Below are 13,230 nucleotides of genomic sequence, written 5' to 3' on the forward strand. Positions count from 1 at the left end.
GCGTTACTCACCCGTGCGCCGGTCGCCACCCGAAGTGCTGCCCCTCGACTTGCATGTGTTAGGCCTATCGCTAGCGTTCATCCTGAGCCAGGATCAAACTCTTCGTTGTATTATTTGTTTTTTGTGAATCGTTTTAAGGCGATTCGTTTTAATACCTTCAAGCTAATCCTTACTCCAACTATTGCTAATTGACGGTTTAATTTTTCCCTTGCTTTATTCTTTACCATCACTGGTCTTTATTGAACAAAGCAGTTTTGTACTACTTGTCTATCTATAATTTCTTCAATGAACTCTTTTCATTTTGCCTCACCAAAAGTTTTAGCGAAACGGCTGCAAAGATAACGCTTTTCTTTTTTATCTTCCAAATCTTTTCAGATTTTTATTTTCAAAAGTTTCAAGCTTACTCCGTTGGGCCGCTGCCCTTCCTGTTTAGCGAGTGCAAAAGTAGTCGGTTTATCTATTCGCTCCAAATTATACGACGCCTTTTTTCTGTTAAAGAACATAACCTACTGAGGGTAAGTATAGGGATTGAGGGGGTGAGGGACGGAGGGAATGATAAAAAGTCGAAGTTGAGCAGAACCTGTGATGAAATTCTATTTTTCAGTGGGTGCATTTTGGTTCCAAATGGAGGAATTTTTGAGGACTGATTACGGATTGGGGGATATTTTGTGGAGAAAAACTTTACCAAAGTTTGAAACTTTGGTAAAGTTGGGATGTATTTAAACCTCCAGGGTTTTCAAAAACCTTGAAGGTTTGGTGCGGTTTCGGCGAATCGGTGGGTAACCTTCTGCGCGAGGGATAGTAGCGGAAAGCCCGACCCGAGGATACGAGGGGCGCGCCCGGATAAAAGGGTTTGAGGGGATTTTCGTAAGTTTGCGAGTAATATACACATTATTATATATGAAAGCCACGAATAAATCTAAAGTTTGGATAAAACTACTATTGCTTTGCATGATTACTTTGAGCTCATGTAAAAGCAAGCATCATGTTTCTATCCGGAATTACGACAGGAAAGAGTTGTCTCAACTGTATGGTTTCGCGATTTCAAATCATGACAATCTTAATCTTTATCGCGAAGCTGCGATCTGGTTAAATACTCCACACTGCGATGGGGGCACCGGAAACAGTTGTATTGATTGCTCTTACTTCGTGTACCTTATCTATAAAACGGTATATAACCAGGAGATTGCCCGCAATTCGAGGGATATCTTCAGTAAAAACTGCAAGGAGATTTCTAAGAATCGACTGCAAGAAGGAGATTTGGTCTTTTTCAATACGATGAAATCACGAAGCAATCCGATTTCACACGTGGGGATTTACCTGAAAGATGGAAAATTCATCCATACTTCGACTTCTAAAGGGGTAATGGTGAGTAGTCTGGACGAAGATTATTACCGCAAAGCCTGGATTTGTGCAGGAAGAGTACGATAAAAAAGAAACCGCCTGAGTAATCTGTTCATTACGCAAGCGGTTTCATATTTTACAATTATAGAATTACATGCCAATACGGCGTTTCACCTTAGCCGTGTCTCTCTTCATTTTCTGAATCCCTTCTTTTTTCATCATGTGACCTTTTTTCATCATAGAATCACGCTTCATGCGCATATCCCCTCCTTTTTTCATCATGTGTTGTCTTTTCACCATCGCAGAATCCTGTACATTCTGCATCCTGACCGTTTTCTTCACTTCTACTTTCTTTTCGACTAACGCCATGCCGCATATCGGGCACTTGCCAGCCTTGTCTTTTTTAATCTGTGGGTGCATCGGACAGGTGTAATAGGTCTTTTCCACCTTTTGAGTCTGAACAACTTTCTTCAGGGAACTCTGAGCATTTACAATGCCGGGGCATGACGCAACAAACAAGCCTACAGAAAGGGCCAACGAAGCAAAAAAAGTCTTTTTCATAGCAGTACATTTAATTGTTTAATAAAAAAACAGGCGTTTCGGCACATTACAGCCGGTAAAACACACTCTCAATAAACGAATTAAAAGCACAAAAAGTTCCCGTCACAGAATAAAAACCGGAATCCAAAGGTTTATCACTCACTCGTTCGGTAGATTCACGAAAAATTCAGAACTTTGAACTGCTTATAAATCACAGAAAGATGAACAGAATCAATCCGGATGCCGAACAGATGACTCCCTTTATCGTAATGGAGGTACTGGAGCGCGCATCTGAACTGGAGAAGCAGGGAATTAACATCATCCACATGGAGGTGGGCGAACCCGACTTCGATATGCCGGAGTGTATTGCTGAAGCGGCTTCGGCATCACAACAGAAAGGGCAGACCCATTATACCCATTCGTTAGGTTCGCTGGAACTACGGGAAGCTATCTGCCGGTTCTATAAAAAAGAATACAATGTAACGGTAACACCTGACCGCATCGTAGTGACATCGGGTAGTTCGCCGGCGATATTGATGGCGTTGATGACCCTATGCCAGGCTGGCGATGAAGTAATGATGACCAATCCGGGGTATCCCTGTTACCGAAATTTTGCATTGGCTTGCCGTGCCGTACCGGTGGAGGTGGAAGTGAATGCTGAAAACGGATTCCAATACGATATTGATAAGGTAAAAGAGGCCATAACTCCTCAAACCCGTACCTTATTCATCAACTCACCTATGAATCCTTCAGGGACATTAGTCGATGATGCGGTATTTGAAGAGTTGGCCAAACTCGATTTCCCCATTATTTCCGATGAAATTTACCACGGGCTGGTTTACAATGGAAAGGCCCGTTCTATTTTGGAGTTTACAGACAATGCCTTTGTCATAAACGGTTTCTCGAAACGATTTGCGATGACAGGATTGCGCCTGGGCTACCTGATTGCGCCACCACAATATATGCGTACCCTGCAAATCCTCCAGCAAAACCTCTTTATCTGTGCACCCTCCACAGCACAAGCTGCAGGAATAGCCGCTCTGGAACAGGCCGATGCGGATGTGGAACAGATGAAAGCCATCTACAACGAGAGACGCATCTATATGATTCAACGTTTGCGTGAGATGGGATTTGAGATTAAAACTGAACCACAAGGGGCTTTTTACGTTTTAGCTGATGCACGGAAGTTCACAAGTGATTCGTACAAGTTTGCTTTTGATGTATTGGAACAAGCTCATGTAGGAATTACACCGGGAGTCGATTTCGGTACCAAAGGGGAAGGTTTTGTGCGGTTTTCGTATGCTAATTCGCTAGAGAATATAAAGGAAGGATTGGATAGGTTGGAGAGATACTTGACCTCCCCCAGCCCTTTCCAAACGAGGAAAATAAAAACACCTTAATTCAATTGATTTGAAATTAGAGAACTAATATAAATTCAACATTATAAAGATTATGGCCAAATATATCGGAGCACACGTCAGTGCATCGGGTGGTGTGGAAAATGCACCGCTGAATGCCGGAGCAATCGGAGCAAATGCTTTTGCATTGTTCACCAAAAACCAAAGACAATGGGTATCAGCCCCGTTGACGGCGAAAAGTATCAAACAGTTTAAGGAGAATTGCGAGAAGATGGGTATCCTGCCGCAACATATCCTGCCTCATGACAGCTACCTGATTAACCTTGGACATCCGGAGGAAGAGGGCCTGGCTAAATCCCGTGCAGCCTTCCTCGATGAGATGCAGCGTTGCGAGCAACTGGGACTATCGTTACTCAACTTCCACCCGGGCAGTCACCTGAATAAAATCAGCGAAGAAGAGTGTCTCTCCCGCATTGCCGAATCGATTAATATTGTACTGGAGAAAACCCAAGGCGTAACCGCTGTAATCGAAAACACCGCAGGACAAGGCAGCAACATGGGATTCAAATTCGAACACCTTGCATATATTATCGAGCGTGTGAATGACAAATCCCGCGTGGGGGTCTGTATCGACACTTGCCACTCCTACTCTGCCGGATATGACATATTGAATGCGGATAATTACGAAACCGTATTTCAGGACTTTGACCGGATTGTCGGCCTGCAATACCTCAAAGGCATCCACCTCAACGACACGAAGAAGGCACTCGGCTCACGGGTGGACCGTCATGAAAGCGTGGGTAAAGGCTTGCTGGACCTGACTTTCTTCGAACGGTTTATGAATGATCCCCGTTTTGACAATATGCCTATCGTATTGGAAACACCAGACGAAAGTCTTTGGGCAGAAGAGATTGCGCTGTTGAGAAGTATGGTAAAATAATATAAGACATTAGATTAAAGACAAAAGAACAAAGACCTTTTTGTGTAAACAGGTCTTTGTTCTTTTGTCTTTGTTCTTTAATCCGAAATCAGAGAATCAATGAAAACAAAAACCGAACTCTCCGAAGCCGAAGCACTTCACAAAGCTGCAGCCTTTTGCTCCACCTGTGAGCATTGCCTGAGCGAGGTCAGTGATAAACTGAAAAACTGGGGCGTGGAAGAGGAAGCACAGGAGCGAATATTGAAACGACTGGTGGAAGAGCAATTCGTGGATGAAAGCCGATTTGCGGCTGCATTTATCAAGGATAAATTCCGCTTCAACCAGTGGGGACGAATCAAAATCCGCATCATGCTGCAACAGAAGAAGGTGAATGCGCACCTCATAGATGATGCGATGGAGTTGATTGATGAAGAGGAGTACCGCGATTGCCTTTTGACCATTCTCAAACAAAAACGCAAAACGCTGAAAGACAAAGACCCGCAGCAATTAAAAGCCAAGCTTTACCGTTTCGCGGCTTCGCGGGGATTTGAATCGGATGTTATTTTCAAGGTTATACCTAAAATACTGGGGCATGTGGCGGACGATATGGAATGATTTGTTGCTGCTATTGTTTCCCGAGACGTGTGCTGCATGCGGGAACAAACTGATGGAGAGCGAAAAGGTTATCTGCCTGCATTGCCTTTATAAACTTCCCCGAACCGACTTCCACAAAGACCGTGACAACCAGACTGAACTACGTCTGCGGGGCAAGTTCCCGGTGGAAGCGGCCACTTCTCTCATCTACTTTAATAAAGGTAGCGACTTCAGCCACCTGATTCATTTGCTCAAATACAAGAATCGTAAAGACATTGGGGAATTCCTCGGCAGACAGGCAGGTATGGAACTGAAGCAGGACGGTATTTTCACCGATGTGGATTGTATCGTGCCTATTCCCCTACATATAAAGAAAGAACGAAAGCGCGGTTATAACCAGGCTGAATGGATCGCCAAAGGGCTGGCAGAAGCGCTCGATATTCCATTGGAGACACAGGGAGTCAAACGAATTAAGTCCAACAAAACCCAGACCCGAAAGAGCGCCATCGAACGCTGGCTGAATGTCAAAGAGATTTTCAAGATAGCGAATACCTCAACACTTCACCACAAACACATCCTCATTGTGGATGATGTGCTGACCACCGGAGCGACCATTGAATCGTGCGCCACTACCCTGCTGGAAGTTGAAGGGGTTAAAGTGAGTGTTTTTACATTGGGGCTGGCGATTCTGGCGTGATTGTTGGCACACGGATGACACGGATGCTACGCAACACGGATTTTCACGGAGAAACGTTCGTCATACTAATTACGCGTCAAGCGGCATGAAGCCGCTGAACGCTATCCCACTCAAAGTCCATGAAGTGATTTCTTTCTCCCCTCATTCGGAGGTGCTTGGGCAGGTCACACTAAAGAAAGCGCCGCCCCTATTGCTAAGGACAGCGCTCACTAATCATCAATTACACAATAAATCAATTCATTCGGCAATCTATAAAAGAAGGCTTATTCGCCTAAGTTGTAAAGCAAGGTAGAAAGATAACGCTCACCGGTATCAGGCAAAATCACTACGATTTTCTTTCCTTTATTTTCAGGACGCTGCGCCAGTTGTTGAGCGGCAAACACTGCTGCACCGGATGAGATACCCACCAAAAGACCTTCTGTTTTGGCCAAAGCACGACCTGTTTCAAATGCATCATCGTTAGCCACGGTGATGATTTCATCATAAATCTTGGTGTTCAGCACGCCCGGAACGAAGCCGGCGCCAATACCCTGAATCTTGTGCGGGCCGGGATTACCACCTGAAAGCACAGGTGAGTCAGTCGGTTCTACGGCAACGATACGCACATTCGGGTTATGTTGTTTCAACACCTCTCCCACCCCCGTGATAGTACCACCTGTACCAATACCGGCCACGAAGATATCTACTTCGCCGTCAGTGTCACGAAGAATCTCTACAGCTGTTGTCTTGCGGTGGATTTCCGGGTTAGCGGGATTCTCAAACTGCTGGGGAAGAATTGCACCCGGGATCGTTTCAACCAATTCCTGTGCACGGCGGATCGCACCTTTCATTCCTTCAGCACCCGGAGTCAATACCAGCTCTGCGCCCAATGCTTTCAACAGGTTGCGGCGCTCCACGCTCATGGTTTCAGGCATGGTGAGGATGAGGCGGTATCCTTTGGCAGCCGATACGAATGCCAGACCGATACCGGTATTACCACTGGTTGGCTCTACGATAGTACCACCGGCTTTCAAAATGCCTTTCGCTTCGGCATCTGCAATCATCGCGTAACCGATACGATCTTTTACGCTGCCCGCAGGGTTGAAATACTCCAGTTTAGCGATAATGCTCGCTTCGATGTTACGTGATTTGGCGAAATTACCCAGTTCGAGAAGAGGTGTGTTACCAATTAATTCTGTAAGGTTTTTTGCAATCTTAGCCATGATGTTATGTTTTTTAGTGTTGGATTAATTTGATATTGCAAAGTAACAACAAAAATGATGCCTCCGAAATACCGCAAATTGGGTATTTTCTTACCTAAATGCGGTGATATTGAAGGATTGAGGGGATGAGGGAGTGAAGGAATGAGGGTTTTGGCCTCTAAAATTCAGTCCATTATATAAAATCGGGAAGACCGGTTTTTCCTTTCACTTTCAGGTATTTACTCAGCCTTTACCCACGACTGCTCCATCTTTACCTTTCCATAAATCCCGCGATTGAGATCCAGGGCGACGAAGTAGCTTCCTTTGAGGATGAGGGTATCACCCTTCAACGTATATATAAAGGTATTGATGTTGTCTTCCTGATTCTGGGATTTATCATTGATGACCCACTCGGAATAGACCGAATCATTGGCCACGAAATATTTCCCCTTCATCAAAGGAGTCTCCATACTCAAATCTTTACTGAAGTTGGTGAAGGTTCCTTTTGGGTTTATCCGCTTATAGGAATGACCGTCATTGGGATAAAGACGTCCATTAAGTATGGATTTGGTCATCAGCCAGGTTCCGGTGATGGGTTTAACAGCCTTTGACTGAAATAATGTTGCGAAAATTACCAGGGGGAGGATTACGAGTTGTTTTTTCATAGGTAGTGCTATTAGGTATTATTATGATTTTCTTTACGTATGAACAGCAAATCAGGAGAATAGCCATATATTTCCAATGTGGCAACAATACAAAGATAGGAATCTATTCATTATAGCCTTACAAAAGAGACAAATATCCCATTCTATTTTTTAATAAGCAGCCCTTTCTTATCTATATATTTTGAGGGAAATTGTATATATCAGGAGTTAAATCCGGATATTAACCGGCGATTTCAGTAATATTGGGAATAAAACACAATCAGAATAATCTAACGGCTATTCTTTAATTGTAAAGATCCTATTCCGCAATGACATCTTTCAATATAATCCCCTTATTATTAAGGCATAAGAACAAATCAACCGATCTTACCCATCTTTATCCACTCTTTTTTTGTTACAAATTATTTGTTTAATCCTTGTTATTTAGAAATTAATTCCTCAACTTTGAACATTATAACCCTTTCAATATACATTAGCTATAAAAATCGGAGTAAATAACCCCAATTACCGTAATAACCCTTCAAGAATTATAGCTAAAGTATATTTCGCTCTTTCAAATATGATTTTCACAAGCCGTAAGCTAAAGCAGCAAAAGGTAAAAATGGCTCGATTACATGGTCTTTGCAAGGACAATCAGATAAATCATGAATTGCAAATAACCAAGTCAAAGATTGTTCCAGTCTAAAAAATCACTACAAGCCCGAAGACGAAGACTGCACGAGTAAAGACGAGCACTGCAAGTCCGAAGACGATGACTGCACGAGCAAAGACGAGAACTGCAAGCCCGAAGACGATGACTGCACGTGCAAAGACGAGCACTGCGAGCCCGAAGACGATGACTGCACGAGCAAAGACGAGTACTGCAAGTCCGAAGACGATGGCTGCACAAGCAAAGACGAGCACTGCAAGTCCGAAGACGATGGCTGCACAAGCAAAGACGAGCACTGCAAGTCCGAAGACGATGGCTGCACAAGCAAAGACGAGCACTGCAAGTCCGAAGACGATGGCTGCGGTAACATGCTATTGTCATTACTAAAGTGAAAACATAATTGAAAGATTCTTATAGAAAAGACCCGCAACATATTTTGTATTGATGCTTTTGTAATATCAAACATTTCAAATAGAATTATTATGACTTCAAGACAAGAGAGTAAACTGAAGATGTATCTGACAGTTCGGATATTCCTCAGAGCCAATGCAGCGATTACGGCACTATTGCCAAACATCGAAGAGTTTTTGACTACACTGGACAATGCCATCCTGCAAATCCAGCAAAACAGTGTACTGCAACTTAGCGGAAAGGCCGTTGAGCTCAAAAAAGAAACACGTACTGAACTGGAATTGACCACGCTTGACAATTCCAGAAAAATCCAGGCTTATGCTTCATACTCTAAAGACAGTAACCTTTTGGCAGAGACTAAGATCCAGAAAGCGGATTTAAATGCAGCATCCGACTACGAATTGGTAAATATATCAAAAGGACTTCATGGAAAGATAGACCCGCACATTCTGAGTCTGTCTGGCTATTTCCTGACTGTGAATTCGCAGAGTAACTATATGACCTTAATTATAAAGTTTGAAAGCTTTATCCCCGCACGTCGTCAAAACCAATTGGAACAATCGGATAGTTCAAATATGCTCAACAGCGGCTTCGATCTGGCCGATGGAGCAATTGCTCAAATCGACAGCGTGGTAGAAATTCTCCACCTGATGCAACCTGATTTTTACAACCGGTACAAAGCCGCACGTAAAATAATCCTCACAGGCGGAAGCCCATTGGCTCTCAAAGGGTACGCAACAGATGTCAACACAGGCCTCCCCCTAACAGACGTGACCTTCACCTTCTGTATTAATGGGCATATCGACCCAGTAGTAGTGAAGAAATCGGCAGAAAAAGGAGGCTTTCAGATTAAATCACTTAACGAAGGAATCTATCAGGTAACGATAAGCAAAATTGGCTATCAAACGCAAACGCATACGATTACCGTTTCGGCGTCGGAGATGTATATGCTGGAAGTGAAGATGGTGAAAGCATAAGTACCTCATAATATCCACCGGGTAACATTTTATACCCGGTGGATTTGATTTAACGACTTTAATAAACCAAACATAAAAACCGTAATGACCAAAAACAAAGGAATGAAGAAACTAACATTACTTATCCTAATCACATTCATTGCCACAACTGTTATGGCCCAAAAGAAATCTATCGACGATGATGCCATTTACCAGAGCAGTAGTAAAACCACAGAAACACAACAAACCAATACAACAGTTCAAAATAGCACGATTACTCCCGGGGATTATCTCAAAAAAGCTGCGAATGCACGACTGACCTCTACTCTCACACAGATTGCCGGCGGTTTTATAATCGGATTATCCCCTACCATTGATGATAAAGACACCCGAAGTATTATAACAATCGGAGGCTTAGCTTTTGGGATTGTCTCTCTGATCACTCATTTCACTGGAATATCCTATGAACATAAAGCCGGTGAAGCCCTCAACAGAGAGAGGAATAACGACAAACAAGTATATATACAACCTGCCAAAGAGGGACTTGGGGTAAATATCACATTCTGAAATAAGGATATCCAGACTGGATTACCACAAATCTCCCTATGAGGTAGAATGCAAAATCACATAAATCAAGAAACTATTATAGTATGAAACATTTAAGAGGACTTATCACACAACTATTATTTTTCATCACGATCGGAACATTTGCTCAAACCAATGTCTGTGGTGCTTATTTTACCAACACAAGCTGGACTCTTTCCGGAAGCCCATACAATATCACCGGAGATGTACAAGTCCCGGCAAATATAACGCTCTCCATTGAACCCGGTGTTGTAATCAATTTTACCGGCGATTATCAAATCCTGGTAAAAGGAATATTTATTGCAAATGGAACTGCAACATCTCCGATTTCATTTACGGGGAATACTTCCGGTAAAGCCATGATAATGTTTAGAAGTACCAATCTAAGTAATTCACAATTGTCCTATTTGAAATTCACCGGACCTAAAAACGGACTTCAATTAGAAGATGAATCCGAATATAGCCAAAGTCCAATAAAAGCAACCGGTACACTAACAATAAACAATGCCGAATTTAATAAAACGACAGTTTATACAAAAGGGTATGAAACTACTGCGGCAATGGTCATCAACAATGCAACAATAACATCCACCACAGTCAGAGGTGTATATCCCAGAAGTGAGCCGATAAGTATAAACAATAGTAGTATTACAGGATCAGTGATCAACTCTGATAGTTATAATAAAGGCATTACGGTAAATAATTCCAGTGCTAATAATACGCAGTTCACATTAGGTTGTTGCGGAGCGAACATACAAGTAATTAAATCTACGATTGAAAATTCAAGCTTTACCGATTACAACAATTACTATAGTTTCAGTATTCAGGATTCTAAAATCATTAATTCCCCCATTAATTTAAGCAATTCTGATTATGGAGCAACAATATCCAACAGCACCATTACCTATAATACAGGCTTTGGTATAAAATGCAAAAACCTAAAAATGACAGGAACAACAGTAGATGGTTCCGGACAAGGAACAGCAATTGAATTATTTGGAGGGAACAATAGCATTTCTAAGTCACATCTCATAAATAATACCATAGGGGTTAAGGTTACAGCCAACAATAGCATGAAAATTGACTCTTCAGATATCTACAATAACACACAATACAATATCCAGAATCTGGCAGCGCAAAACATTACTGCTCAAAACAATTGGTGGGGAACGACCAATGCAACCGAAATCACTAACAAAATCTATGACTATTATGATAATATCAACTATGGGATCGTAGATTACAGCAAAGGATTGACCTCTAATAGCTTTACAGTGACTTTATCGCTTGGAGCTAACGGTGCAGTCAAAGCTGATAATGTTACATTAGGCAATGGATCTGTCGTAAGTATAGAAAAAGGTACAACCAAAACATTTACCATTGTACCAAATGCCGGTTATAGCTTATCCACAATAAGTTACAACGGAAGTAATGTAAAATCACAATTAGTCAATAATCAGTACACAATACCGACAATTACAGCTAATTCAACGTTAAATGTTACATTTCAACGTGCAGTGTATAAACTCAGTATTCAAACGGGTGGTTCCGGCACAACAAACCTCAACTATTACTATGGTGAAACGCCATCGTTTGACTTCACTCCTTCGGATGGATATAAAATCAAGTCGGTATTCTATAATGGGAACGACGTTACCTCCTCATTAACCGGGAATGTATATACGGTACCAGCTATTACTTCCAATGGAAGTCTAGTCGTAAATTTCGAGGGTATAACACTTGGAAATATATCTGCCAATGATAATGCTATAAGCGTATTTACCACAGAATCGGGAATTGTAGTCCATGGAGTACCCGAGGGGGAAATAATCAGACTCTATTCCGTTTATGGACAATTGCTGCAATCGGTTAAATCTCAAACTGATGGAGTGATCCTTAATGCCAGGAAAGGTGCTATTTATATTGTTAAGACTGACTCAAAAAAGATAAAAGTATCTTTCTAAGACCGGAGCTATCCGAAAGCTTGAGATCGGCACTTTAAACTCAGGAATCGACATTGTCAAAGTTAAGGCCAAAGTTGGAGCGAAAAGTAATAAGTTTTTGAAATAATATCTGACCATTGAACTATTGCTGTAAGGTCAATGGAAAAAGGATTCTATTTCAGGATTGAGATGTAGCTAAATAAGAGATTTTTATCGTAAAAAACGACTAAACGTAAACTTTAAGCCCCCATATACGGTTTTAAGTAGATATTAATCGTATAAATTAATACTTTTGTAGTCAAATACAATCACCAATTAAGTTATGAAAACAAAATACCTACTCTCTCTGACTTTTCTTTTGATTACATTGATGAGTTTTGCTCAAATGCCTACTACAGGATTAGTATTAAGCTATCCGTTTAATGGCAACGCAAATAATGAAGTAAGCAATACGAACAATGGAGTTGTCTCTTTTGCATCACTAACCGATGACAGATCCGGAAAGACAAACAGTGCCTATCTATTTCATGGATATAGTGGCGAAGGAATCACGTGTGGCGACGATCCAATCGGTGACAATGAAAGCATGACAATATCTGTTTCCATTTATCCGACTACCACAATCTTCAACGGGATAAATAATTCGGTGAACCAGTATATAATGTCTTCCGGAGGACAATCCAACTCCCTGGGATACTACCTACTCTGGAATAATGGAAAAATCAAAATTGGCAGAAAGACTCTTACAATGGCTTGTGATACCCTGATCAGCAGTTATCCGCTCAACCAATGGAGCCATATCGTATTTACCTATGACAATCTTTATGGCAACTACAGTGTGTATGTAAATAACAAACTGACAGTCAGCTCTCCCACAAAAAATACAACTTCGAGTAGCCGCACCTCTAAGTCATTGATTATTGGCGCCCCCAATACCAGCAGTCTTTACGAAAATAACTTTATCGGGAAAATTGATGACATCAAGGTTTATAACCGCGTATTGACTCCGGAAGAAATCTATACCTTATTTAAAGGCGATGCAACCGCTGTAACCTCTGTTTACAACAATCAAATAAATGTCTATCCCAACCCAACGACAGACCGGGTTACCATTGATTGCGGTAGTGATTTTAACTCTCTGAATGGTGGTAATATCAGGATATCAAATAGCATAGGACAGACTGTTTATCTCAATAACATAAAAACAGAGAGCACAACAATCAGCCTTAAACAATTCGGTCTAAAAGGAATATACTTTATCCAGTTACTTGATAGCAATAAGAATATTATAGCATCGAAGAAAGTTTGTTTGCAGTAATCATATATCCGTTTCTTAGACAGAAAATCATTTCCGATAAAAACAATATCTAAGGGGCAAGCCATCACAA

General features: G+C 41.7%; 13 protein-coding genes and 1 rRNA gene. 9 read left to right on the top strand and 5 right to left on the bottom strand.

The annotated features are described in order from the left end of the window. A 16S ribosomal RNA gene (locus MLE17_RS13665) occupies positions 1 to 109 on the bottom strand; the annotation flags it as partial. A 791-nt stretch (positions 110 to 900) separates the two neighbouring features. On the opposite strand from MLE17_RS13665, the gene MLE17_RS13670 reads away from it, so the two are divergent. Then, on the top strand, positions 901 to 1,431 hold the full coding sequence (locus tag MLE17_RS13670) for a C40 family peptidase (protein WP_243349270.1): 531 nt from the start codon (positions 901 to 903) through the stop codon (positions 1,429 to 1,431). Between the two features lie 63 nt (positions 1,432 to 1,494). On the opposite strand, the gene MLE17_RS13675 is transcribed toward MLE17_RS13670, so the two are convergent. Continuing rightward, positions 1,495 to 1,905, bottom strand: coding sequence for a heavy metal-binding domain-containing protein (locus MLE17_RS13675; protein WP_243349271.1), 411 nt, complete (start codon positions 1,903 to 1,905; stop codon positions 1,495 to 1,497). Positions 1,906 to 2,105: 200 nt separating this feature from the next. On the opposite strand from MLE17_RS13675, the gene MLE17_RS13680 reads away from it, so the two are divergent. The 4 genes from MLE17_RS13680 (at position 2,106) to MLE17_RS13695 (ending at position 5,452) form a co-directional block, all read left to right on the top strand. Beyond that, entirely contained in the window at positions 2,106 to 3,284 is a 1,179-nt protein-coding gene (locus MLE17_RS13680) for a pyridoxal phosphate-dependent aminotransferase (RefSeq protein WP_243349272.1), read from the top strand. Positions 3,285 to 3,336: 52 nt separating this feature from the next. Further along, on the top strand, positions 3,337 to 4,182 hold the full coding sequence (nfo, locus tag MLE17_RS13685; RefSeq protein ID WP_243349273.1) for a deoxyribonuclease IV: 846 nt from the start codon (positions 3,337 to 3,339) through the stop codon (positions 4,180 to 4,182). Between the two features lie 99 nt (positions 4,183 to 4,281). Then, positions 4,282 to 4,776: a regulatory protein RecX gene (locus MLE17_RS13690; RefSeq protein ID WP_243349274.1), complete on the top strand. Its 495-nt coding sequence runs from the start codon at positions 4,282 to 4,284 to the stop codon at positions 4,774 to 4,776. Continuing rightward, positions 4,754 to 5,452 (top strand): ComF family protein, encoded by a 699-nt coding sequence (locus MLE17_RS13695; protein ID WP_243349275.1) that lies wholly within the window; start codon positions 4,754 to 4,756, stop codon positions 5,450 to 5,452. The genes MLE17_RS13690 and MLE17_RS13695 overlap by 23 nt, the downstream gene beginning before the upstream one ends. A gap of 263 nt (positions 5,453 to 5,715) precedes the next feature. Here the strand turns inward: MLE17_RS13695 and cysK are convergent, their stop codons facing one another. From cysK to MLE17_RS13710, 3 genes are all read right to left on the bottom strand, one after another. Then, positions 5,716 to 6,654 carry a cysteine synthase A gene (gene cysK, locus MLE17_RS13700; protein ID WP_243349276.1) on the bottom strand — a complete coding sequence of 313 codons (939 nt, stop codon included), beginning with the start codon at positions 6,652 to 6,654 and terminating at the stop codon, positions 5,716 to 5,718. Positions 6,655 to 6,872: 218 nt separating this feature from the next. Beyond that, a complete protein-coding gene (locus MLE17_RS13705; protein WP_243349277.1) occupies positions 6,873 to 7,298 on the bottom strand; it encodes a hypothetical protein in 426 nt (141 codons plus the stop codon). A 681-nt stretch (positions 7,299 to 7,979) separates the two neighbouring features. After that, positions 7,980 to 8,285 (bottom strand): hypothetical protein, encoded by a 306-nt coding sequence (locus tag MLE17_RS13710; RefSeq protein WP_243349278.1) that lies wholly within the window; start codon positions 8,283 to 8,285, stop codon positions 7,980 to 7,982. A 144-nt stretch (positions 8,286 to 8,429) separates the two neighbouring features. Here MLE17_RS13710 and MLE17_RS13715 point away from each other — a divergent pair, with 144 nt between their 5' ends. The 4 genes from MLE17_RS13715 (at position 8,430) to MLE17_RS13730 (ending at position 13,160) form a co-directional block, all read left to right on the top strand. Further along, positions 8,430 to 9,335, top strand: a complete 906-nt coding sequence (locus MLE17_RS13715; RefSeq protein ID WP_243349279.1) for a carboxypeptidase regulatory-like domain-containing protein — start codon at positions 8,430 to 8,432, stop codon at positions 9,333 to 9,335. Between the two features lie 102 nt (positions 9,336 to 9,437). After that, the gene (locus MLE17_RS13720; RefSeq protein ID WP_243349280.1) at positions 9,438 to 9,881 is read left to right on the top strand and encodes a hypothetical protein; all 444 of its coding nucleotides are present in this window, start codon (positions 9,438 to 9,440) and stop codon (positions 9,879 to 9,881) included. Between the two features lie 83 nt (positions 9,882 to 9,964). Next, entirely contained in the window at positions 9,965 to 11,863 is a 1,899-nt protein-coding gene (locus tag MLE17_RS13725) for a right-handed parallel beta-helix repeat-containing protein (protein ID WP_243349281.1), read from the top strand. Between the two features lie 301 nt (positions 11,864 to 12,164). Next, positions 12,165 to 13,160: a LamG-like jellyroll fold domain-containing protein gene (locus tag MLE17_RS13730; RefSeq protein ID WP_243349282.1), complete on the top strand. Its 996-nt coding sequence runs from the start codon at positions 12,165 to 12,167 to the stop codon at positions 13,158 to 13,160. The last annotated feature ends 70 nt before the right edge of the window (positions 13,161 to 13,230 follow it).

Origin of the sequence: Parabacteroides sp. FAFU027 (genome assembly GCF_022808675.1) — a bacterium.
Lineage (GTDB): Bacteria > Bacteroidota > Bacteroidia > Bacteroidales > UBA7332 > CAXXIC01.